The sequence below is a fragment of the Alkaliphilus hydrothermalis genome, assembly GCF_016908555.1.
Classification (GTDB): Bacteria; Bacillota; Clostridia; order Peptostreptococcales; family Natronincolaceae; genus Alkaliphilus; species Alkaliphilus hydrothermalis.
Window position 1 is genome coordinate 18,054 of the sequence record NZ_JAFBEE010000024.1, and the last position, 23,286, is coordinate 41,339.

General features: G+C 37.2%; 26 protein-coding genes and 1 riboswitch. Of the genes, 11 read left to right on the plus strand and 15 right to left on the minus strand.

The window, feature by feature from the left end:
- Positions 1 to 96 precede the first annotated feature (96 nt).
- The 4 genes from JOC73_RS13110 to JOC73_RS13125 all read left to right on the plus strand — a co-directional run bounded on the left by JOC73_RS13110 (position 97) and on the right by JOC73_RS13125 (position 3,292).
- The gene (locus JOC73_RS13110) at positions 97 to 1,101 is read left to right on the plus strand and encodes a calcium/sodium antiporter (RefSeq protein WP_204403991.1); all 1,005 of its coding nucleotides are present in this window, start codon (positions 97 to 99) and stop codon (positions 1,099 to 1,101) included.
- A 439-nt stretch (positions 1,102 to 1,540) separates the two neighbouring features.
- Positions 1,541 to 1,849, plus strand: a complete 309-nt coding sequence (locus tag JOC73_RS13115; protein ID WP_204403993.1) for a PadR family transcriptional regulator — start codon at positions 1,541 to 1,543, stop codon at positions 1,847 to 1,849.
- 15 nt (positions 1,850 to 1,864) lie between these two features.
- Entirely contained in the window at positions 1,865 to 2,488 is a 624-nt protein-coding gene (locus JOC73_RS13120) for an ABC transporter ATP-binding protein (RefSeq protein ID WP_204403995.1), read from the plus strand.
- A 15-nt stretch (positions 2,489 to 2,503) separates the two neighbouring features.
- Complete coding sequence (locus JOC73_RS13125; protein ID WP_204403997.1) at positions 2,504 to 3,292, plus strand: ABC transporter permease; 789 nt, start codon at positions 2,504 to 2,506, stop codon at positions 3,290 to 3,292.
- Between the two features lie 66 nt (positions 3,293 to 3,358).
- Here JOC73_RS13125 and JOC73_RS13130 read toward each other — a convergent pair whose 3' ends face one another.
- On the minus strand, positions 3,359 to 3,598 hold the full coding sequence (locus tag JOC73_RS13130) for a YdbC family protein (protein ID WP_204403999.1): 240 nt from the start codon (positions 3,596 to 3,598) through the stop codon (positions 3,359 to 3,361).
- 51 nt (positions 3,599 to 3,649) lie between these two features.
- Positions 3,650 to 4,381, minus strand: a complete 732-nt coding sequence (locus JOC73_RS13135; RefSeq protein ID WP_204404001.1) for a M48 family metallopeptidase — start codon at positions 4,379 to 4,381, stop codon at positions 3,650 to 3,652.
- Positions 4,382 to 4,634: 253 nt separating this feature from the next.
- Between JOC73_RS13135 and JOC73_RS13140 the strand changes: the two genes are divergently transcribed.
- Positions 4,635 to 5,867, plus strand: coding sequence for an LL-diaminopimelate aminotransferase (locus tag JOC73_RS13140; protein WP_204404003.1), 1,233 nt, complete (start codon positions 4,635 to 4,637; stop codon positions 5,865 to 5,867).
- 314 nt (positions 5,868 to 6,181) lie between these two features.
- Here JOC73_RS13140 and JOC73_RS13145 read toward each other — a convergent pair whose 3' ends face one another.
- Genes JOC73_RS13145 through JOC73_RS13165 form a run of 5 tightly spaced genes read right to left on the minus strand, consistent with a single transcriptional unit; the run spans position 6,182 to position 11,456 of the window.
- Positions 6,182 to 6,871, minus strand: a complete 690-nt coding sequence (locus JOC73_RS13145; protein WP_204404005.1) for a response regulator transcription factor — start codon at positions 6,869 to 6,871, stop codon at positions 6,182 to 6,184.
- On the minus strand, positions 6,849 to 8,366 hold the full coding sequence (locus JOC73_RS13150; protein ID WP_204404007.1) for a sensor histidine kinase: 1,518 nt from the start codon (positions 8,364 to 8,366) through the stop codon (positions 6,849 to 6,851). The genes JOC73_RS13145 and JOC73_RS13150 overlap by 23 nt, the downstream gene beginning before the upstream one ends.
- 18 nt (positions 8,367 to 8,384) lie before the next feature.
- On the minus strand, positions 8,385 to 9,596 hold the full coding sequence (locus JOC73_RS13155; RefSeq protein WP_204404009.1) for an ABC transporter permease: 1,212 nt from the start codon (positions 9,594 to 9,596) through the stop codon (positions 8,385 to 8,387).
- A gap of 10 nt (positions 9,597 to 9,606) precedes the next feature.
- Entirely contained in the window at positions 9,607 to 10,299 is a 693-nt protein-coding gene (locus JOC73_RS13160; protein ID WP_204404011.1) for an ABC transporter ATP-binding protein, read from the minus strand.
- The gene (locus tag JOC73_RS13165) at positions 10,296 to 11,456 is read right to left on the minus strand and encodes an efflux RND transporter periplasmic adaptor subunit (RefSeq protein ID WP_204404013.1); all 1,161 of its coding nucleotides are present in this window, start codon (positions 11,454 to 11,456) and stop codon (positions 10,296 to 10,298) included. The genes JOC73_RS13160 and JOC73_RS13165 overlap by 4 nt, the downstream gene beginning before the upstream one ends.
- 313 nt (positions 11,457 to 11,769) lie before the next feature.
- Between JOC73_RS13165 and JOC73_RS13170 the strand changes: the two genes are divergently transcribed.
- Positions 11,770 to 13,386, plus strand: coding sequence for a cell shape-determining protein (locus tag JOC73_RS13170; protein WP_204404015.1), 1,617 nt, complete (start codon positions 11,770 to 11,772; stop codon positions 13,384 to 13,386).
- 49 nt (positions 13,387 to 13,435) lie between these two features.
- On the opposite strand, the gene JOC73_RS13175 is transcribed toward JOC73_RS13170, so the two are convergent.
- The gene (locus JOC73_RS13175) at positions 13,436 to 14,149 is read right to left on the minus strand and encodes an FAD-dependent oxidoreductase (RefSeq protein WP_204404017.1); all 714 of its coding nucleotides are present in this window, start codon (positions 14,147 to 14,149) and stop codon (positions 13,436 to 13,438) included.
- A 109-nt stretch (positions 14,150 to 14,258) separates the two neighbouring features.
- Positions 14,259 to 14,897 carry a PAQR family membrane homeostasis protein TrhA gene (gene trhA / locus JOC73_RS13180; protein ID WP_204404019.1) on the minus strand — a complete coding sequence of 213 codons (639 nt, stop codon included), beginning with the start codon at positions 14,895 to 14,897 and terminating at the stop codon, positions 14,259 to 14,261.
- 210 nt (positions 14,898 to 15,107) lie between these two features.
- A riboswitch (TPP riboswitch) is annotated at positions 15,108 to 15,199 on the plus strand.
- A 76-nt stretch (positions 15,200 to 15,275) separates the two neighbouring features.
- Here trhA and thiT point away from each other — a divergent pair.
- The gene (gene thiT, locus JOC73_RS13185) at positions 15,276 to 15,914 is read left to right on the plus strand and encodes an energy-coupled thiamine transporter ThiT (RefSeq protein ID WP_243427978.1); all 639 of its coding nucleotides are present in this window, start codon (positions 15,276 to 15,278) and stop codon (positions 15,912 to 15,914) included.
- 75 nt (positions 15,915 to 15,989) lie between these two features.
- On the opposite strand, the gene JOC73_RS13190 is transcribed toward thiT, so the two are convergent.
- Positions 15,990 to 16,562 (minus strand): class I SAM-dependent methyltransferase, encoded by a 573-nt coding sequence (locus JOC73_RS13190; protein WP_204404021.1) that lies wholly within the window; start codon positions 16,560 to 16,562, stop codon positions 15,990 to 15,992.
- Positions 16,563 to 16,784: 222 nt separating this feature from the next.
- Here JOC73_RS13190 and JOC73_RS13195 point away from each other — a divergent pair, with 222 nt between their 5' ends.
- Entirely contained in the window at positions 16,785 to 17,381 is a 597-nt protein-coding gene (locus JOC73_RS13195) for a nitroreductase family protein (RefSeq protein WP_204404023.1), read from the plus strand.
- 67 nt (positions 17,382 to 17,448) lie between these two features.
- Here JOC73_RS13195 and JOC73_RS13200 read toward each other — a convergent pair whose 3' ends face one another.
- The 3 genes from JOC73_RS13200 to JOC73_RS13210 all read right to left on the minus strand — a co-directional run bounded on the left by JOC73_RS13200 (position 17,449) and on the right by JOC73_RS13210 (position 20,232).
- Positions 17,449 to 18,162, minus strand: a complete 714-nt coding sequence (locus JOC73_RS13200; protein ID WP_204404025.1) for a pirin family protein — start codon at positions 18,160 to 18,162, stop codon at positions 17,449 to 17,451.
- Positions 18,163 to 18,308: 146 nt separating this feature from the next.
- Complete coding sequence (locus JOC73_RS13205) at positions 18,309 to 19,193, minus strand: metallophosphoesterase (protein ID WP_204404027.1); 885 nt, start codon at positions 19,191 to 19,193, stop codon at positions 18,309 to 18,311.
- Between the two features lie 166 nt (positions 19,194 to 19,359).
- The gene (locus tag JOC73_RS13210) at positions 19,360 to 20,232 is read right to left on the minus strand and encodes a DegV family protein (protein WP_204404040.1); all 873 of its coding nucleotides are present in this window, start codon (positions 20,230 to 20,232) and stop codon (positions 19,360 to 19,362) included.
- A 212-nt stretch (positions 20,233 to 20,444) separates the two neighbouring features.
- Here JOC73_RS13210 and JOC73_RS13215 point away from each other — a divergent pair, with 212 nt between their 5' ends.
- Both JOC73_RS13215 and JOC73_RS13220 read left to right on the plus strand, forming a co-directional pair.
- A complete protein-coding gene (locus tag JOC73_RS13215; protein WP_204404029.1) occupies positions 20,445 to 20,777 on the plus strand; it encodes a PadR family transcriptional regulator in 333 nt (110 codons plus the stop codon).
- Positions 20,778 to 20,780: 3 nt separating this feature from the next.
- On the plus strand, positions 20,781 to 21,302 hold the full coding sequence (locus JOC73_RS13220; protein WP_204404031.1) for a DUF2812 domain-containing protein: 522 nt from the start codon (positions 20,781 to 20,783) through the stop codon (positions 21,300 to 21,302).
- A gap of 535 nt (positions 21,303 to 21,837) precedes the next feature.
- Here JOC73_RS13220 and JOC73_RS13225 read toward each other — a convergent pair.
- Both JOC73_RS13225 and JOC73_RS13230 read right to left on the minus strand, forming a co-directional pair.
- Complete coding sequence (locus tag JOC73_RS13225) at positions 21,838 to 22,278, minus strand: type II toxin-antitoxin system HicB family antitoxin (protein WP_204404033.1); 441 nt, start codon at positions 22,276 to 22,278, stop codon at positions 21,838 to 21,840.
- Positions 22,279 to 22,558: 280 nt separating this feature from the next.
- Positions 22,559 to 22,753 (minus strand): type II toxin-antitoxin system HicA family toxin, encoded by a 195-nt coding sequence (locus JOC73_RS13230; protein ID WP_204404035.1) that lies wholly within the window; start codon positions 22,751 to 22,753, stop codon positions 22,559 to 22,561.
- 245 nt (positions 22,754 to 22,998) lie between these two features.
- Here JOC73_RS13230 and JOC73_RS13235 point away from each other — a divergent pair, with 245 nt between their 5' ends.
- Complete coding sequence (locus JOC73_RS13235) at positions 22,999 to 23,196, plus strand: helix-turn-helix domain-containing protein (protein ID WP_204404036.1); 198 nt, start codon at positions 22,999 to 23,001, stop codon at positions 23,194 to 23,196.
- The last annotated feature ends 90 nt before the right edge of the window (positions 23,197 to 23,286 follow it).

Below are 23,286 nucleotides of genomic sequence, written 5' to 3' on the forward strand. Positions count from 1 at the left end.
TTTAATATCAGTAGATTACGATTATATCTACTGGTATTAAAGGTCTTTTTTGTTGTAACCCCTTAGTAATCAAGAAATTTATTTTAGGAGGCATATATGGAAAACGTTATTATTTTTATTTTATTCGCTATTGGTATGTTTATGGTAATCAAAGGTGGGGACTGGTTCGTGGAATCTTCCGTATGGATGGGAAAGGTTACTGGTATCCCCAATGTAATTATAGGGGCAACGATTGTCAGTACCGCCACCACCCTTCCAGAACTACTGGTTTCAACCATGGCCAGCTCTCAAGGATATTATGATGTGGCAATTGGAAATGCAGTAGGTTCTATGGTGTGCAATATCGGTCTGATTTTAGGTCTTTTAGCGATTTTATCCCCTGCCCAGTCAATCCAAAAGAGTTTCTTTACTAGGGGATGCTTCATGTTGACTACTGTGGCACTTTTATTAGCTTTTGCTTTAGACTTAACCATCACCAAGCTAGAGGGTGCTTTATTACTAATCGGTTATGTTGTGTTCTTGGCTGTCAACCTATGGGAGGCTAAGAAAAGCTACAAAAAACCTTCCTCCGATCCGAATAATGATGCCTTATCCTCCAAACCCTTTGTAAAAAGAAATGTTTTACTATTCATATTTGGAGCAGCCTTCATTATTATTGGAGCAAGATTACTAGTAGATAATGGTGTTGCCCTTGCAGAACTTCTTGGAGTTCCACAACAAATCGTAAGTCTTACCCTATTGGCTTTAGGAACTTCTCTACCTGAGCTGGTAACAGGGGTTACAACACTGCTTAAGAAGGAATACGGTCTATCAGTTGGTAATATCTTAGGGGCTAATATTTTAAATGGACTTTTAGTGATTGGTCTTTCTTCTCAATTTACCCAAAGTGGATTGATGATTTCCATTCAGACTGCCACTACTTCCTTTGGAACCTTTAATATTCCTCAAACAGTAAGATTTGATTTGCCGATCGTATTAGCTTTATCTGCTGTACTTTTACTGGGGGGGCTTTTCTTCAAAAAAATTAACAAGGTTATCGGAGGAGCTTTATTCCTTATCTATATAGGATATATTTTGACTATGCTAATGGTTTTCATCTAGTAGCCTGTTGAAAAGCCATCATCTTCTTCGTCACTGCCAAAGACCAGCATTCTCACGTATTGCTTTATACGCTACGACCGCTGGTCTTTCTTGTTTCTTGAATCTAATGACTTTTGAACAGGCTACGCCGTTGTTTTAAAAGCCACCTTCTTCTTCGTCACTGCCAAAGACCAGCATTCTCACGTATTGCTTTATACGCTACGACCGCTGGTCTTTCTTGCTTCTTGAATCTAATGACTTTTGAACAGGCTACGCCGTTGTTTTAAAAGCCACCTTCTTCTTCGTCACTGCCAAAGACCAGCATTCTCCCGTATTGCTTTATACGCTACGACCGCTGGTCTTTTTATTTTTTATTTTTCATTATTGTTTAACTCTTTTTCTTATTGTATAATGATCGTATTACGATAACGAAATTCGATATAAGGAAGTGAGGATGGAGATGCCCCACAAGATTTTACGGAAACTTTTCCTTGGCTTTATCCATATCCATATACTTCATCATGCTGCTAAAGATCCCTTTTTTGGTAGTTGGATGATGGAGGAGCTGAGGGAGCATGGTTATGAGATTAGTCCTGGCACCCTCTACCCTATTCTCCATAGTCTAGAATCCAACGGATTTTTACGGATGTATGAGGAAACCTATGAAGGTAAGATTAGAAAATACTATTCTATTACACCTGCTGGGGAGGAGCTCTTAAAGGAGGCCAAGGCTAAGGCCTATGAATTAGTTAAGGAATTAGAAGAATAGGAGGGAGTTCAAGGGATGTTTCAATTAAATAACTTGAAGTATAAAAGCATATTAAATATTGATTATCTAACCATTCCCCAAGGGAAGGTTACCTGTATCATAGGAGAAAGTGGCAGTGGTAAAACTACCCTCCTTAGACTCCTAAATAAAATGATTAGCCCTGATGGTGGTACAATACATCACAATGGTACACCCCTACAGGAGATGGATTCAGTGGAGCTGAGAAGACGGGTGGTTATGCTTCCCCAAGCTCCTGCTATTTTCCCTGGGACTGTTAAGGATAATTTACTTATAGGGCTTAAATTTTCAGAAAAGCCTCTAGTCTCCGATGATCAACTAAATCAAACGCTTCAAATGGTATCTTTGAAAAAGGAACTGGATCAAAAGGCTGATAAGTTATCGGGGGGAGAAAAGCAACGGTTGGCCCTAGGGCGGGTAATATTAATGGAGCCAGATATATTTCTGTTGGATGAGCCATCTTCTGCTCTGGATGAAAGCACTGAGGATTTAATTATCAAAAAGCTGGTGGACTACTGTACAGAAAAGAGCAAATCCCTCATTATGGTGACCCATTCCAAAAGGATTGCCACCACCTTTGGGGAACATATTATTGAAATTAAAAATGGAGAAATCGTTTAATAAAGGGGTGACGTTATGAAGGGTATTATAGAACTACAAATGTGGCAGATGATTTCTGCTTATTTGTTCATTGTGCTACTGTTGTTCATTGTTCGATTTAAGAAGATCCCACGGGAAAAGGAAATTTTAATAGGTACTATCCGTATGTCCCTACAATTGGTGGTGACAGGGTATGTGTTGGTCTACTTATTTGATAATGTTAATCCTATTTTCACCATCATTGTCATTGCAGTAATGGAGACCTTTGCCATCTTTAATATCTTTAAACGGAGCAAATCCACCATCAGTCAAAAATTGAAGCTAGTCATTGCATTTTCTATGGTGGTTGGTACTATGTCTAGTTTATTCTACTTTCTTTTAGTAGTAGTAAGACTCACTCCATGGTATGACCCCCAATATTTTATTCCCTTGGCAGGAATGCTCGTTGGAAATTCCATGACGGGTATTTCCCTTGGGGTAAGTCGATTAGTAGATGGTATGCAGGACCAAAGACATCTAGTGGAAACAGCCTTGATGTTGGGGGCTACTCCCAAGGAGGCTTCTAAATCAATTGTTAACAATGCCTTTGACTCTGCCATTCTTCCCACTATCAACTCTATGGTGGGAATGGGAATTGTGTTTTTACCAGGGATGATGACGGGTCAAATTCTCTCGGGGGTTTCCCCAGTTACAGCAATCCAGTATCAAATTGCCATCATGCTGGGGATCGTAGGTAGTGTTTCTTTGACGGTGATTCTTTTTGTTCAACTGGGTTACCGTACCTTTTTTAATCAAGAGCACCAACTGGTGTTGGAGGAAAATTAATCTTAGTAGAAGAGGTAAGCCTTTTTCATTGTGCTGAGGCTTACCTTCTTTTGTAGTTTTTATTAACTAATCTAACCCAAGACTATCCAAATCTATCCCATCTAAAATTTCCTTTAAAGCCTTTATTTCATCCATCCCTAAAGTGATGCCCTTGCCCATCTTTTGATGATTTTCATCCCAATCTCGAATATCAATCTTAGGCTTTCTATTGTTCCAACTAACAACATTGACTTCCTTTTTCCACCCTTTACTACCTTCTCCGATGCTTCCCAACTGCTTAATAATATCGTATTTAATCTCTGCCATTTTAATCATCTCCTCTTTTCTCTTTCGCTTTTGATAAAGTATTACCTCCCATCAAATCAAACGTATGTATCCGCCATACTCCTTCAACCATCTTCTTCTTTCCTTATAGTCCACCATAAAGGATTCCACCAAATTCCAAAAATCCTTAGAATGATTCATCTCCCTCAGATGACATAATTCATGAAGGACTACATAATCTATAACCTCCATAGGTGCCATCACCAGCTTCCAATTTAGATTAATGTTTTTCTTTGAGCTACAACTGCCAAATCTGCTCTTTTGATCTTTAATCGCAACCGATAGGGGCCATAGTCCTGTTTTTTCTCCTATGCATTCTAACCGTTCCTTTATGATCCGACTTGCCTCTTGTCGATACCAATTTAATAGAACCTTCTTAATACTTTCTTGGGTATGCTCGTGGAGATATAGCTTTATAAGTGGTACTGGCTGAGCCTGTTCCTCCAGCTCTACCCTTTCCTTTTCCTTATTATTAATCTCGATTACCGCTAAAGTATATTCTTTACCTAGATAAGAAAAAGATTCTTCTGCCTTAAATTCTGCTTGAGTCTGTTTCTTCCCTTCCAAGTCCTTTAATTTTTCAAAAATCCATTTGCTATTTTTCAAAATCACCTCTTCAATCTGCTTCATGGAAATGTTTTTAGGCGCTGCCACTTTCACACCCATTTCAACATCAACAGAGATCCCAACGGTTTTACGTCTAGTTTTGGTGAGGATATATTCTAATGTCTTACCTTCTAGGGTGATTCTGTGGTTTTTATCCATTTTAAATACTCCAATCCTTTTTCAATGTATTCTCTTTATGTAATTTTCTTTTGTATTTTTCTTTATGTACTTTCTCTTCTGTTTCATCTTTTGTATGACCTACACTTTATTATAACCTATTAGGACACGCTACTCCTATTCTTTCTACAAAAAATACATCTCCTGTGAACACATCCTCCCCCTCCAGAATACACTATTCTATAAAGTATCTGTTGTGTATTTTGTCAACTTCTTAGAAGGGAGGAGTTTGCCCATGAGTTTTATTAGAGATTTAATTGCCGATAGGTTTAGAGATCAAAGCTTTGATATAGCCCAACAGGATTATAAATTTATGAAGATTAAAAAGGCTAAGGAAGAAATCAAGGAGCATTATCCAAACGTGGAACTTATTGATATGGGTATTGGTGAGCCAGATATGCCCGCCAATGCAGAAATTGTTAAAATTCTTTCAGAAGAAGCAGGAAAATCTGAAAATCGCTGGTATGCCGATAACGGAATCAAAGAATTTCAAGAAGCTGCAGGAAAGTACTTAAGAGATGTCTTTGGGGTATATAATATTAATCCCAACGAAGAAATTTTACATGGAATTGGAGCTAAGTCTATCTTGTCTATGTTGCCCCAATGTTTTATTAACCCAGGAGATATTACCCTCACCACCCTCCCCAGCTATCCCATTATTGCCACCCATACAAAGTATCTGGGGGGGGTGGTCTATGGTCTTCCTTTAACAAAGGCCAATAACTTCTATCCTGATTTTACAAAGATACCAAACATCATATTGTATCGTTCAAAGCTACTTTATATTAATTATCCCAACAACCCCACTAGTCAAGTTGCTACAGAGGACTTTTATAAGGGAGTAATCGAATTTGCCCACAAGTATAATATTCTTGTGGTGGCGGATTCCACCTATGCATCTATTACATTTGATGGGGAAAAACCCTTGAGTTTCCTATCAATCGATGGAGCAAAGGATGTGGGGGTAGAGATCCATTCCCTCTCAAAAGCCTTCAACATGACAGGTTGGCGACTGGCCTTTATTGCAGGGAATCCAGATGCCATCGATATTTTTGCTACTGTGAAGGCTAATTCTGACAGCGGTCAGTTCCGAGCCATTCAAAAGGCTGGGATTTATGCTTTACAACATCCAGAGATTGCAGAGGTAAATAGTCAAAGGTATTCTAGAAGGTTTGACTTGCTGGTGGAAGCCCTCAGGGAAGTGGGCTTTGAAATCAAAAAACCAAAAGCCACCTTCTACTGCTATTTACCAATTCCCAAGGGGACTGAGGATGGCGTCACCTTTAAGGATGCTGATGATTTCTGTATGTATTTATTAAGAAAAGCCTTTATTTGTACTGTTCCTTGGAATACCCCAGAGCCATATATTCGTCTTTCAGTCACCTTTGAAGCCAATAGTGAAGAAGAGGAAGTTCGGATTATTGATGAAATGAAGGAGCGATTGTTGAAGTTGAAGCTAGTGTTTTAGCACTGGGATCAATGAAGAAGGAGAAGATCATTTTTTAAGATGATCTTCTCCTTCCATCAATGCTGGTACGGGGATCTTGATAGTAGCCTTGATCACTTACCAATTGTTTTAATAAACAATAAATTGTGTTATTAATCCTTTGTTGAGCTCAAACATCCTTCATTCCCACCACCACAGGATAGTCTAGCTAGGTTTGTCCCACCACGCATAAAAATATACACCTTCCCTTCATTTGATTATAAATCTATATATTATATCCATATATTAGGAAAAGGTGTATTTCATATTGTTATTTATATTATTTTTACTTGTTCTTAGACTTCAAAGCGATAACCAACTCCCCATATGGTATGGATGTACTGGGGCTTTGAGGGTTCTAATTCAATTTTTTCCCTTATTCTTCTTATATGGACCGTTACTGTAGAAATATCTCCAAAGGAGTCCATTCCCCAAACCTTATCAAAAAGTTCCTCCTTAGTAAAAACACGATTGGGGTTTGAAGCTAACAAAGTTAGGAGGTCAAACTCCTTAGTTGTCAGGATGATTTCTTTTTCATTCATATGGACTCGTCGGGAAATTTTATCAATACTTAATCCTCTGATTTTGATTTCATCCTTTTCATGATTTCTATTACCAGAAAGACGGTCATAACGGGCAAGATGTGCCTTTACCCTTGCCACCAGCTCACTGGGGCTAAAGGGCTTCGTCATATAATCATCTGCCCCTAGGCCCAACCCTCTGATTTTATCTACATCTTCTTTTTTAGCAGAAATCATCAATATAGGAATATCCATATCCCTTCGGATTTGTTTACATATCTCAAATCCATCCAATTCTGGTAACATGACATCTAAAATGATAAGGTCATAGTTTTCTTCCTTAGCTTGTTTCAACCCCTCGTCTCCTTGATGCTGAATATCCACTGAAAAACCATTGATTTCTAAATAGTCCCGTTGTAACTCTGCAATGGTAACATCATCCTCAACAATTAAGATTTTCTTCATAATCTTCCCCCCTGTCGTCTTCTGTAAATTTTCTTAAGGTAAAAAATATACTGGTCCCTCTATTCAACTGACTTTCTCCCCATATTCGCCCTCCATGCTCCTGAATAATCCTCTTGGCTATGGCTAATCCTAGCCCACTTCCTCCAGTTGCAGAATTTCTTGAAGGGTCCACCCGATAGAATCGATCAAAAATAAAAGGCAAATGCTCTTTGGGGATGCCCTGTCCGTTATCCTGTATTTCAACTTGAATTGATGCTTCTTCCTCTGGGGTGTTAGACAAAAGAATATCAATCTTTCCAATATCTTTTTTCATATATTTTACTGCATTATCTACAATGTTGCCTATTACCCTCTTCAGCTTTTCGCGATCTGCTAGGATTAATGGCATTTCTTTAAAGTCCCCTTCATGGTGTTGAAGCTTTAAGGTGATATTTTTTTCCTCTAAATCAAATTGATACTCTTCGATAATATCCTGTAAAAACTGTAGAATATCCACCCCCTCAAAATGAAAAGGAAGTTTTTTGATGTCTAGCTTTGAATATAGCAGTAGCTCATCAATCAACCGGTCCATATCCTTAGCCTTGTTGTGGATGGTTTTTATATATCGCTGCTGTTTTTCCGGAGAATCTGCCACCCCGTCCATGATCCCCTCTACATAGCCCTTGATGGCAGTCACGGGGGTTTTTAAATCATGGGATATATTACTCATTAGCTCATTCCGATTCCTTTCGTATTGCAGCTGTATTTCTATGGATTCCTTTAACTTTGAACGCATATCCTCAAATGCATGGCATAGTTGGCCAATTTCATCCCTTGAATGACAATCTATTTCAAAATCTAAATTTCCTTCTTTGATCTCCTTCGTGGCATCCTCCAGTTTTTTTAAGGGATTTAATATACTATGGGAAACCGACAGGGTTAAGATTCCATTGGTGAGGGTTATAATGACAAGAATAACGATTAATAGGGTTATAATAAAGCTTCTAGAACTCTTCGCAACAAAGCTTAAATCAACCACTAAAAACATACTCCCCGCCGCACCATCATCATAAAGGAAATCCAACTGCCTCAATAAATAAGGATTCCCTTCAAGCATCAATTTTTTATGTTTTTCTTCTTGAAAATCTCCAAAGCTGGGGAGTTTTCCTTCAATATCAAAGTCCCTAATTAAATCAGATTTATAGAATATTTGATTTTCCCTCCGAATCAGAATTCCTGCATTCATTTGGCTTAATTCTTCATCTAAATTGCTTAGGTAATTCCACTCCGCCAATTGTCCAAGCTCACCCTCCGAAAACCCCTTTACCTTTTCCAGTAGAAGGGGTTCCTCCACCATAAAGTCCCCCAGGGGCCTTTGACTAATTTGAATGTTATAGTTTTTTTCTATCTCATGAATATATGCTTTTGATATAAATATGGCTGCAATAAGAGATAGCACAATAGGTATAACAAACATTGCCCCATAGGAGAGCCTTAATCGATCCCTTATGGACACATCCCCCTCCCCCTTTCATTATTCATAACGTAATGCATCTATTGGATTTAATGCCGCTGCTTTTTTAGCTGGATAAATCCCAAAGAATATCCCAACAGCCGATGAAAATACTATTGCTCCAATAATGGAGGCAATTGATACAGATGGGGTGATATCCGCCACCATTCCAATCAGTTGGGCCCCCGCAATCCCTAGAATCATACCGATAATCCCTCCAATAAGGGAAATAATCGCCGATTCCATTAAAAATTGTATTAATATATTTCTAGTGGTGGCCCCCACTGCTTTTCTAATACCGATTTCTCTAGTTCGCTCCGTTACCGATACCAGCATAATATTCATTACTCCAATACCCCCCACTAAAAGGGAAATGGCGGCAACTGCTCCGATAAAGGCAGTAAAAATGCCTAGAACAGTATTAATCTGCTCCAACTGGGCTAGGGCATTTTCAGCTTGATAAAGGTTCCTTCCCCGATTGTTGTGTCTTGCCTCTAAAATATTGACGGCTGCATTTCCAGCAGTCTCCCCCTCCTCTTGACTGGTTGCCATGATAGAGATGGTTTCAATGATAAAATTATCTGGGTATAAATTGTTTAGAAACGTAATGGGGACTGTGGCAAACACTGGCATATTCTCAGGATTTCCTCCCCTGAAGGGCATTGAAAATCCCTCTACTACTCCGATTATGGTAGCTTTCCTTGCAGTAGCGTTGTTACCAATCCGTATACTATTTCCCACCACGTCCTCATAGCCAAATAACGAAAAAGCTGCATTGCTATCGATGACCACTACCGGTCTTCCCTCCAGGTATTCCCTTTCATTAAAGAATCTACCGTAAAGAATATTGACGTTGTTGATATAGCTTAGATCCGTATTACCACCACTGATAATGGCGGTTCTATTTTGATTTTCCGAAATCACCACACCTCTTTTTTGAACAGTTGGTGAAATATATTGTACTGTATCCACCCGCTCTTTAATGTGCTTTACATCCTCTAAGGTGATATAGTCTCGAAATTCCACATTGTTTCCCTCTACATTAATGTTTATAGTGGAGGCGCCGATTTTCTCAAACTCGCCAGTAATGGCTTTTTGTCCCCCTTGCCCTAGGGATACGATGGTGATGACGGAACTAATTCCGATAATGATTCCCAGCATAGTAAGAAAGGACCGCATTTTGTTGGCCATGATACTGATTAATGCCATTTTAATATTTTCTATGAATTTCATCCTTTCCCTCCTATAATAAAATTCTATCTTTAACCAATGAATCCTCTACAATATTTCCATCTCGAAAACTAACAACCCTTTTACAATGTTGGGCTATGTCTGGTTCATGGGTCACCATAATGATTGTCGAACCTTCATTGTTTAAGTCTTGAAAGATTCTCATGATTTCTATAGAGGATTTTGAGTCTAAATTTCCTGTTGGTTCATCCGCCATCAACACATTTGGGTTGTTTACAATTGCCCTAGCTATGGCCACCCGTTGCTTTTGACCTCCTGAAATTTCATTGGGCTTGTGGGTAATCCTATCCCCTAGCCCTACTTTTTCTAAAGCCTCTAAAGCCTTTGCCCTTCTTGCTTTAAGTGGAAACCCTGCATATGCCATAGGGAGTTCTACATTTTCTAATATGTTCATCCTTGGTAAAAGGTTAAAGGCTTGGAAAACAAACCCGATCTCTTTATTTCGGATATGAGCTAATTCTTCATCTGACATCTTGAAGACCTGCTTCCCATTTAGGGTGTATTCCCCACTATTGAGGCGATCTAAGCATCCAAGGACATTCATCAGAGTTGATTTTCCTGACCCCGAGGGACCCATAATGGCGGTAAATTCCCCCTTGTTGATTTGCAAACTAATATTGTTCAAAGCATTGAAGGATTCGTCTCCAGATCTATAGGTTTTAATTGCATCTGTTACGACAATCATTCCTTATCGCCCCCTGTTCTTACAGGGGTTCCATCCTTTATATTTGCCCTAGGATTTAAAATAACCTCTTCCCCTTCTTCAAGCCCTTGTACCACCTGTGCTTCCATATCCGATTGAAGCCCTAGGGTGATTTCCTTCTCCTTTGCCTCTTCTTCTTCCATTACCAAAACATAATATCTACCTTCTTTGTTGGTACGGATGCTTTCTGCTGGAATCTTCAGGACATCCTTTGCTTCACCCAATAAAATATCTATATCTACTCCAAAATCCACCTTCAACTGGGGGGCCGCTTCTAAAATATCAATTTCAATTCCCAGTAGGGTCTCGCTGCCTGCTGCCGACATGGTTCTTGTGGCAACTGGATCAACAAAAGAAACCTCCCCCTTGTATTCTTCATTGCCACTACGAATGATGGTTGCTTGTCCCACCGCCACTTGATTTGCATCATATCTTCCAACTGAAGCTACTGCTTTTAAATTCTCAATATCCTGTACCACCACCGCTGCTTGCATAGCATTACCCACTGCTCCTACTGTCGCTGATACTGCCGTCACCACGCCACTATTCTCTGCCACTATTCTATCTTTATTTTCTGAGATTCTATCCTTTGTTGATTCCACAGATAGTTTTGCAAGCTCTACAGAGTTCTCTGACTGTTGGAGACGTTCCTCTGATATTGGCTGCAGGGAATTTTTCTGCTGCTTGAGGGTTTCTAACTTTGCTTGATTCATGGGGTTATTCTCTTCTTCCAGCTCTTTAATTTCTACCTTAAGCTCTGTAATTTTTTCTCGAATTTGCTTATCTTGATTCAATAATTCTTTCTGTTGTAGTAGGGCATTGCTATATTGGATCTCTGCTTGTCGAAGGGAGGTGCTCATATCCTGTACTTCATAGGAAATCAGTGTATCTCCTTCCTTCACAATATCCCCCACCTTCACATGCACCTCCTCTACTCTAGCCTGTAGTCCATAGTAGTCCTTCTTATTTTTTGACTGAATGACAGCTGTGGTGGATAGGTATGACTTGATATTTCCCCTTTCCACGGTGGCTGTCTTTACTTCCTCTATGCCCCTCCTGCCTTGGGCATTGTCACGGGTATATAATCCCCCCAATAGTGCTAATCCAACAACAATTGCAATAATCCATCTTTTTTTCATAAAATACCTCCTAGGTCTTAGCTCTTTTTAGCTCTATCATCTTCCTATCTCTAATTGTAACCCTTTAATCTAAACTCAGTATAAATCATTTCTTAAATTATTATTAACTATCACTAAATTATTTAAGTTCTATACTATATTTATTATTTTGATATAATAGTTATATAGAGATACAACTATTTTGGTGGATTATACCCGAGGAAATTGCATATAAAATTTTAGATTTGTATTAATTCAAAATTTGGATTCTAATGACATCCATTGTTAAGGAATTATGTAATTTCCTCAACTATAAGTAAAAGGGGGAAGGAAATTGAAAAAAATCGGTCTGTTTTTTTTAGGATTTTTAATTATCGGCTTTGTATTCTTCATTGACTATGTCATCATGCCAGTATGGTCTTTAAACTATCCTTTGACATTGATTGCTCTACTGGTTTTAGCCGCAATTGCATCAGGGGTCATTATTGGATTAGTCCGACAGAAAGTGGCCTACTCTAGTCTTTTATTGGTGGCTATCGTATTGGTTTTAATTGTGGGGCAATTTTTTAGAAGTACCAGTATTTTTCACCATGCCGAAAAGAGGGCACTGATTGGTGATATCCAAGAAAAGCAATTTACCACCGAAATCTCTCCAGTTGACTTGACTAAATTACCGGAAGTCACCCCAAATATGGCACTAAATCTCGGGGATAAACGTCTGGGTGAAGACCTTGCTTTGGGTAGTCAAGTGACTTTGCAATCTTTTTGGGCAAACCATGTGGATGGTGAATTGTATTATGTTGCTCCCTTAGCCCATTCAGGCTTTTTCAGATGGCTGGATAATAAGGAAGGAACCCCAGGATATATAATTATTAATGCAGCAAATCAAAGGGATGTAAAGCTTGTCAGGGAAATTGATGGTGAGGCAATCCGTATCAAATATCAACCCAGCAGTTTTCTAGGGGACGATTTAAAAAGAAAGATTTATCGTTCTGGATATAGAAATATTGGTCTGACAGATTTCTCCTTTGAGCTGGACGATGAATTCAAACCCCATTGGGTTGTAACGCTATATAAAAATCGTGTAGGTGCTTCTGGGTCTGATCCAGTGGGGGTGGTGATTGTTGACCCTGCCACAGGAGACATGGAGGAATATGACTTAGACAATATGCCCACATGGGTAGATCGGGCAATCCCAATGGATATTGCTATAGATCAAATCAATTATTGGGGCCGTTATGTAAATGGTTGGTGGAACCCTTCGAAGAGGGGAATGCTTCAAACAACCGATGGGACAAAAATTGTCTACAACAACGGTAGAAGCTATTATTATACTGGCATCACCTCTGCTGGAGCAGATGAATCCACCATCGGATTTATGTTGGTGGATACTAGAAGTAAGGAGTCTGTACTGTATCGTATTTCTGGAGCTACTGAGAATGCTGCTATGCGGTCAGCCGAAGGAGCCGTGCAACAATTTGAATATACGGCTACTTTCCCTGTCTTAATCAATCTTGAGGGGGAACCCACCTACTATATGACTCTATTGGATCGCCAAGGATTAATTAAGCAATTTGCATTTGTTAATGTGAAGGACTATAGTATTGTTGGTATTGGTGAATCAAAGCAACAGGCCAGTTCAAATTATGTCGCTCGTCTAAGGGATAGAGGACAATGGTCACCACTTGAAAATGCCTATGAAGAGGTGGAGCTAACGGGTAAAGTAGTGAGAATCGGTACGACAACCATAGATGCCGCCACCTACTACTATCTGTTGCTGGATACTAAGGCAGAAAAAGTCTTCATTGCGCCCCTTTCCATGAGTAATCAACTACCCCTTACAAAAGAGGGGGATCAGGTAAGGATTCATTACTTTGATAGTCCATCCTCCAGTGTCAACCTATCTAATTTCAAAAATCTTGATATTGGTGAAGCAGGGACAAATAATTAAAAAAAAACACAGGTGGCTTTATCTTGGCCTACCTGTGTTTTTATTTTGTTTAATAACCGATGAATATATCATTTTTAATTTGTTTTTTGCTAATTCCCTTGTCCTTTAGTGTCTGTTTCAGTTCCTTTACCATAGTCCCTGAGCCTGATAAATAATACTTCCCTTCATTGTTATGTTGGTTAATAAAATCCTCCATCTCCTTCTTTAACGATTCTCGACTATTCAAGTGTTTAATGTTAATCTTAGGATCCTGACTCATCTCTTGGAATTCGTTATGATAGATGTATTGTTCTTTGCTATCTAGATAGAGAAGTGTAATTGATTTTGGCAGTATTTTAGTGTTCTGAGATTGAGAAACTTCCTTTATCAATGCACGATATGGGGTTATACCGATTCCTCCAGCCACCATCAACACAGGATTATTCTCCTCTACATAGAAGGAGCCAATCGGTCCCCTCATGGTAATGGTTGTGCCTTCTGCCATTGTCATTAAAGCTTTTTTATATTCACTGGGTTCTTTTGTTATTCTCATGGAGATCATTATTTCTCCATCATCTGGGGTGGAGGCAATACTAAAGGCTCTAGAGGATTTTTTTATCTTCACGTGATTTATAAAGAAAATACCATGCTGTCCAGACTTCCATTGTAGTTTTTCTTGGGGTTTGAAAATGAAGGTTACTATATCTCCAGTTTCATTCCTTTTTTCTTGAAGTACTAAAGTATGCTTCTTAAAGATTGGTAGGATATCCTGTAAAAAACCCATTACACTTCACTCCCTTATCATGATTTTTAAAACCTCAATGTTAATTTTCCAAGGCTTTTTTATATGGTATTAATACCATTTTTTTCTCTAACTAACCACTAATTTTAGTTTAAACTAAATATTTTACAATTCCAACAAAATGAAATACACTCCCCATTAATACGAATCCGTGCCATATGGCATGATTGAAGGGTATTTTCTTCATGGCATAAAAGAAGGTTCCTACTGTATAGACCAAGCCTCCTGACAACAACCAACCAAAGAATCCAATCGGTACTGATTTCAACATCGGTTTGATGGCTATCACTACTAACCATCCCATTAGAATGTATAAACCCAAGGATATCGCCTTGTGTTTATCAAAACTATTGTAGGTGAAGGCTTTGTATAAAATTCCTCCTATGGCTATGGCCCATACTGCTGATAATATACCTATTCTCCAATAGCCCTTCATGGTAATTAGAGAAATAGGTGTGTAGGTACCAGCTATAAAAAGAAAAATAGAGGCGTGGTCAAATACCCTCAAAATTTTTTTTAATTTTTCCTTCTGAAAACTATGGTATAGGGTGGATGAACTGTATAGTGCTATGGAGCAAAAACCATATATACTGAAGGCGACAATTGAAATGGGATTCCGTTGTTGTATTGCAAAAACCAGTAGAATCGTTAAGGTTACAATACTAAAGAGTATTCCAATGCCATGGGTAATGCTATTGGCTATTTCTTCCTTTATGGTATATCTCTTCATAAAATTCCTCCTTTTCAAACTACATTGCGATTAAATTACACTACAATATATTTGGTATTATGTTTCATTAATACCATTTTATCATAATAAGTAGGAGATTTATACTTGTTAAATTGGAAAAAGCAACTAGCAAATTAGGAAAATATTTTGTAATGTCATTGATATGTCTTATCATTTTGATTCTAATATGATATAATGGTTTAAATAAATATTTATCGCTAGGGGAGCTTTTGCTGAGAGGATAATCCGACCCTTTGAACCTGTAGGTTAATACCTGCGTAGGGAAGCTATTACATGAATGCATTTAAAACATGAAAAGTTTCCTTTTCATGTTTTTTTTATTTCTAGTGATAAATAAAAAGACTAGGAGGATGTATGATGAAGGAAATGTTTGAGAAGTTGTTTGAATTTACACCTGCTACCCTTTCAATATTAGCTGTACTGGCTATTATTGGTATTGGTGGTTTAGTATTCTTAAAGAAAAGTAAAGAAGTACAATTTACCACCCGTATGATTGTTTACGGGAGTCTTTGTATCTCTTTATCCTTTGTATTATCTTTTATTCGATTAGGTAGGTTGCCTCAAGGGGGAACCATTACACCAGCCAGTATGCTACCAATGATTTTATTTGCTGTTATGTTTGGTCCAATTCCTGGCATCATTGCAGGTCTTGCCTATGGTATGCTTCAATATTTCCAAGATGGCTATGTTGTTCACTGGGCACAATTTTTCCTGGACTACCCATTAGCTTTTGGCCTATTGGGATTAGCTGGTCTTTATAGAAAAAATCTAGTGGTATCTACTTTTATCGGTGGATTAGGTAGATTTACGATGCACTTTTTATCGGGAATTATTTTCTTCGCAGAGTATGCCCCAGAAGGTACACCGGTTGCCCTCTATTCATTAATCTATAATGGTTCTTTTCTTGGGGTTGATTTACTGATCTGTGCTGCCATTGCTATCCTGCCTCAGATTAGAAATATTACTCGATATGTACAAGGAAATGCCACCCTCTAACTATATTTTAGTTAATGAAAAAGACTTGAATCTCTGATCCAAGTCTTTTTCTACTTTTTGAGTTAGTTTATATTTTTATTTTTCTGCTACAACTCCATAGAAATAATCTCCCACTTCATGATACTTTACATCTTTAAACCCTATTTCCTGTAGGCTTTGTCCTATTTCTTCTTGCTGTAATCTATGTTCCATCGGTGGTCCCCAGTCTTGTTCTTCCTTCTTCCACTCTACGATGACAATTTTCCCTTTTGGTTTCAGAATTCTTTGTACTTCCTTTAGAAATAATTGAATCTCATCCGCCTCGTGGAGAACTGTGCAAATAAAAGCATATGTAATAAAATCATCCTCAACCTTCATATCATTTTCTTTAGTGATGATGGTTTTGATATTTAGGATTTCTTGCTCTTCAATTTTCTTCTCCAGTTCTTCAATCATCTCTAAGGAAATATCCATTCCGTATACTTTTCCCGACTCCCCTACTATTTCTCCTGCTGGGATCGTAAAGTATCCGATACCACAACCTATATCAGCGCAGATGTCCCCCTCCTGTAAGCCTAAGTTCTCTAATACTTTATAGGGGGGTAGAGCTGCCCGCCGTTTCTCATTGTCTAGTCTCTCTTTATTAGCAATATTAAATTTATGAGCCATTTAATCACCTTTACCTTTTGATTATTTAATACTAACTCTAATTTTTATATTGTAGCACAGACCCATGTAGCAAATCAAATCAACTACAAATCCATTAAGTATGTAGTATATTCATTAACTAATCTTTCCCCAAATATACGTTAATTTCTTTACATATCCATTCATTTTGTGGGTAAGAATACTATAAGTTTATAATACTCATTACTTTAGGAGGGAAAAACCGTGAAAAACTTTTATAAAGCAGTTGAAGACCGTCGCTCCATTTATGGAATTAGTAAAGAAGAGGTGGTTTCCGACGAAAAGATTCTGGAAATCATTAATCACGCTGTTACCTATGCCCCTACTGCCTTCAATTCCCAAAGTGGAAGGATTTTAGTTTTATTTAGAGAGCATCATGATCGACTATGGGATATTACTAAAGAAACTTTAAGAAGAATTGTTCCTGCTAAAAAGTTTGCATCAACTGAGGAGAAGATCAAATCTTTTCGTAGTGGTTATGGAACCATTCTATTTTTCGAAAATCAAATAGTCGTAAGAGGACTTCAAGAGAAGTTCCCCAGCTATCAAGAAACCTTCCCTATATGGTCCCAACAGTCCTCCGGAATGCTACAATACATAATTTGGACTGCTTTAGAAGCAGAAGGTTTAGGTGCTTCATTACAACACTATAATCCGTTGATTGACGACGAAGTAAAAAAAGAATGGGATATTTCACAGGATTGGAAGCTTATTGCTCAAATGCCCTTTGGTAAACCTACTGCACCAGCAGCAGCTAAGGAATTTATGCCATTGGAAGGTCGCATAAAAGTATTCAAATAAGTTAACAGCCAAACAACTACTTGAATAAAAAAGGTGCTAGTTCCAAAGAGCTAACACCTTTTTTATGCTAATGGGTTTTACCAGAGTTCTTTGCCATCTCAATGACTAATATATGGGAGGTTTTAGTAGCCTTAATTTTAACATCCTCCTCTACAATTTTCATCCCATCCCTTTCATTTAGTATGTGTTGATTGATTATTGAAACTCCCTCTATTTGTACTAAATAAGCTTGGCGGCCATCCTTAACTGCAAGGTCTATTTCTTTCCCTGATTCAAGCTCTAGGGCGTAGAAATTTACATCCTGATTCATCTTAATTGGCGCACTTCCTTTTTTGCTGGAGATCAAATGTAACCATGTATTTAATCGGGCATTCCAATCAAATTTATAATCTCCGTAGTCGGGAGTATGGCCTTTTTTATCGGGAAGAATCCATATCTGTAACGTTCTGATGGGTTGATCCTCTAGATTGTGTTCGCTATGATATACACCGGTTCCTGCACTCATGTATTGTACTTGTCCTTTACCTATAGAGCCTTTATTACCCATACTATCCTCATGGGTCAACCGACCCTCTACAACATAAGTGACAATTTCCATATCTCGATGGGGATGGGTTTCAAACCCCCTATTGCCTGAGATGATGTCATCGTTTAATACCCTTAAAGCCCCAAACCCCATATTTTCAGGATTGTGATAGTCTCCAAAAGAAAAATGGTAGGTGGCTTCAAGCCATGATAATTTGTTCTTTCCCATGTTTTCATAATCTATTTTCTTAATCAACTGAACTACCTCCTTTTTTGTATGTTGAGTGTTATTTTTTATATACCCCGACTCAATATATATAATAGTATTTAACAATATTAAATTCATTACTATGTTTTATATATGCTTAGAAAAAAAAATGAGTCATAGGACTTTACCTATACTCACTTGTTTTTGAGTTCTACTACAATTATTTCAGGTCTATTGAAGAGTCTTTGGGGAAAAATACTATTACCTAACCCCCGACTGACAATCAATGTTGAATCTTTTTCTTCATACTTACCAGAACTATATTTTGGTAAAAAACCTTGTCCTGGTGAGAATAAACCCCCTATAAAAGGTAGCCTAATTTGTCCTCCGTGGGCATGACCTGAAAAGGTTATATCGATATTGCTTTCTACATAAAGAGAAAACAGCTCTGGTCTGTGGGAAAGTAATATCTTGAAGGAATTCGTCTGAGCTTCATCAATTTTCCATCGGTTTATCTCCAGTACATCCCTTACTGATTTGCCTTCTCTATTCATTGCATAATCAAAGTTAGGGTCATCAATGCCTATGATATAGATTTGATCCCCATCTCTATTAATGGGAAGGTGGGTATTCCGAAGAACCTTGACACCCATCTGCTGAAGAGTCTTTTCTAGATTTGGGTATTCGTTCCATCTCCGTGCTTCATGATTTCCATTCACGTAATAGACTTCAGTAATCTTTGCAAGTTCCTCCATTAGTATGATGCTATGCTCTTCATTGTATCGCCTACTGTCGATTAAGTCACCAGTAAATACAATGATATCTGGCTGTGCTTTTTTAACTTTATTGACTAAGTACTTTTGGTTTTCTCCAAAGGATTTGCTATGAAGATCTGATAAGTGTAGGATTCTATAACCATCAAAGCGTTCTGGTAGCCGATTGGACTCTACGATAATATTGGTGGTTGTGATCATATTATTCTGTTGATATAGAAAGACTGGGATTCCCAGTATTAGTATAAGAAGGAATGCTATTTTTTTAAGACCTTTTCTTTTGAAGAGTTTTTCTATCTTAATCATCTCTTTACCCCATTATTTATATTTTTTCTCTAAGAAATTTGCTTAATTAATCTTATCATATTCATTTTAGGGTGTAAACTTTCTAACTGCCCATAAAAAAACAGGTGTTCAAGTAGAGTGAACACCCATTAAAAATTGATTATACTGTTTTGTTACTGTTACAAAGCTATGAATCTCTACCAGTTCCAAAGAAGGTTACACACAATACCCCTGCACCTGTATGGGTTCCTATGACTGGTCCTATGTAGTTTATCATGACGTCTTTTACTTTAACATCCTTAGTGATCAGATTTTTTAAATTCTCTGCCTCCTCTTGACAGTCTCCATGACTAATAAAAATCGTCTGTTCTTCTGGATTAACAATTTGTGCCTTTAATTCATCAGCTAATGATTTGATTGCTTTTTTTCTACCCCGCACCTTTTTAATGCTTCTAAGTCTTCCTTCGTCATCTACATTTAGGACAGGTTTTACATCTAATAAACTCCCTATAGCAGCACTGGTTGCGGATATCCTACCACCTCTTTTTAGATGATCTAAACTATCAACTGTAAACCAGTGGTTTAGTTTGAGTTTGTTGTCCTCCAACCAATTAACAATTTCTTCTTTGTTTTTTCCCCCACTGAGCATTTCACAGCCACAGTATACCAGTGACCCTAAACCTACAGTAGCACTGCGGGAATCGATAACGCTAAGATCTGCATTTGGATATTTTTCTAGTATATTATTGCTGGCCATCAATGCATTTTCAAAGGTTTTACTTAGGGCAGAGGAAAACCCAATATAAATTACCGCTTGTCCCTCCTCTATATACTTAGAAAAGGCTTTCTCAAAGGTATAGGCTGTAATCTGGGATGTGGTAGACATCTTTCCACTACGTACTAAATCATAAAATGACTTGTATCCCAAGGTTTTACCAAAATCATCTTCATAGTCTAGATTATCAAGGTGAAATGTGAAAGGTATTACATGTACATTATTTTCATTAAGATAGTCTGGAGAAAGGTCACAACATGAATCGGTAATAATTTTAGTTTTAATAAATACCCCTCCTTATAAAAATAGTAAGAACATTTTCATATTTATATTCTTTATTATTTTATCATTATTTGGATAATATTTAAACAGACTTTATTGCTACTTTTTATTTAAGTAATATTCTTTTTTTTTAATTTACTATTGAATAATATATCATTAAATGATATATTATATATAATGATATATCATTTAATGATACAGAAGGAGGAATGACCTTGCCAAGAAATGATTCATTGGAAACAGGTGAACTTACCGACACCGCCTATTATATTTTGCTAACGCTAATCGAGGCTAATCATGGGTACCTGATTATGAAATCTATTGAAGAACTAACCGACAGTAAATTCTCCATAGGTCCTGCCTCTATGTATACCACCATCAAGAAATTGTTGTCGGTGGGCTTGATCAGACTGGTGGAAGATCATAGCGACAATAGAAAGACCTACATAACCACCGATAAGGGGATCGAACTACTAAAGAAGGAAGTCCAACGACGCAAAGATATGGTATCCCATGCTGAGAAAATATTTAATGAAAAGGGAGTGTAAAAATTGAATGATACAAAACTTGTTGCTTGTGGAGGTTTAGCTTTTTTTGAGGAGAAAGACTTTAAAAAATTGAGTAAGCTGGCTCAAGAAGGTTGGATACTGGAGGGTTTTAGTAGTTTTCTTTTCTATAGGCTTAGAAAAGGAGCGCCTCAGGATATTCAATATAGTCTTGATTATCAAACTAAGCCAGATGAGGAATATTTCTCCTTCTTTGAGTCGGCTGGCTGGAGTCATGTGTGTTCTGCCGGTAATGAAATGCATATTTTCAGTGCTCCATCGGGAACAAAGCCCATCTATACGGATGAAGTGTCTTTGATTGAAAAATATGAACGGGAACAGGTCCAGATGAAGAAGGTTGCTTTACCAGCCCTCGTATTGTCTGTTGTTTGGGCTCTTACTCTACTAACGATCTGGGTGAGTCCAGTTATCCTTGCATTATTATTGGTGACAATGGTTGTTTTGGTCTTCACTGGTATGCCTTATTTGGCTTATGGGATTCGGGTTAGAAGGTTAAGAAAGGGGTAGGGCGTTATTAAAAGAGATAGTTTTGTATTTGACTTGATTGTAATAATAAGGAAAGGCGATTATCGTGGGATAATCGCCTTTTTATAGGTGGATGTTAATTCATAGTAAAGATTGGTGACAAGCCTACGGCTATATCAAGTGGTTCAAAGCATTGAATAGACTAGCCTACAACCATACTTATTTATTTTATTATTTATTTTTTTTTATGTGCGATACTCATGACTAGTCTTAGCAGGGGTTACATACACAGCAAAAAATAAAAAACCCTGTGAATACTCGTAAGACTTCTCCTGCAAATACCCTCAGGGCTTTAGGAATCAAATAACTGTTGGTTTTAAAAAAAGTTTGATGAAAACAAGTGATGAAAGTATTGATTTATTATAAAATTAAGTACTTAGTTTTTTTAAAAAGTTTGATCAGATTAAACTTTATATAATTTTCGATCATATTATATTTTTAAAAAAAGTCTAATCATTTTTACAAAAGCATATTCATAAAAAGTTCTAAGTCAAATAACAAAAATTTAAATATTAATTCATTTTTTATATGCTGCTTTGTTTTCAAAAAGGTGTTTATGATCATAAACACCTAAGTAGTTTTTTAAAGAATCTTGTAGTAGTTGAGAAAAGTTTACATTGTGCTTTTCAGCTAGATCATTTAGCCACTTAGGAATAGTTAGCGTTTTTTTCACTGATTTATTTAACATTTGACTACGCACCAGTGGCATATATGCTTCTACTAATGTAGTAAATGATTTTTTATCATTAATTTGTATAGATTCTGCAGGTGTTGGGCTTGGAATTTCATCTCCATCATCTTCCATACCATATAAATGTAATTCCAATGCTTCTTTAGCCATATTATATGCCTCCTCAATTGTACCTCCATAGGTATAACAACCTGGTAAATCTGGAAAGCTAATATTGTACACTTCATTATCTTTTGTAAATATAGCAACATAAACATATCTATCCATTTATAACACCTCTTAATATAATTTTATAATATATTATATACTATAATACGTACTTTTATGCGTGTCAATATGCATTTTATAAAAATAGCGAAATATTATCAGTTTCAAAACAAACGATAATTTTCGCTATTCTCTTTAATAACAGAAGTGAAACTAGACTACATAGCCTCTAAACATGTCTTTCGATCCAAGTATCTCTATACCATACAAGTAACATATATTGTGTAATACTTTATTACCCAAAATGTATCTTATATGCCATTTTCCCTCCAAACAAGGCTTATTTTAAAAGCCCTGCTTGGCGAAGGATATTTTTTGCAGTTCCTTCCGGAACATCCTTCCTGGGATGAGGAACAGTAACTTTACCTTTTTTTATTGAATGAACTAAATGAACATGAGAACCTTTTTGAGCTTTCTCATACCATCCATCCTCAAATAGTAACTTTAACAGTTCCTTAGAAGCATATGTAGCCATGGTATCACCTCTGTATATTAAATTAAGGAAATTATAGCACGTATCCTAGGCCGTGTCAACCTATTTTTTACATAAACTTACAATATTTTCACAATTACTCAATTGTAAAATTAACTTCCACCCTAGTTTCATTTAATAGTGGAAATAAGTCTTACAAATTATGGAGTGGACTTTAGTGTTGCAAATATTTACAATTATACTATACCCCAATTAGCGATACCTCTCTTTAAATAAGGAGACCATTTATGGCTAAGTTCAAACATTTTACCCTAGATGAAAGAGTTTCCATAGAACACATGCTTAAGGATTCTTTTTCTTTTAAAGCTATCGCAAGAGAGCTCCATCGTGATTGCACTTCTATATCTAAAGAAATAAAAAAACATATAATACTTAAAAAGACTGGATCTTATGGTAGAGCTTTTAACAACTGTTCACATCTGTAAATGGTAAAATAAAATGGAGAGATTTTGGCAAACAAAAACGGAGAATAATTTCCAATATAGTACAATAAGAATACTCCTTCTGATAGAATT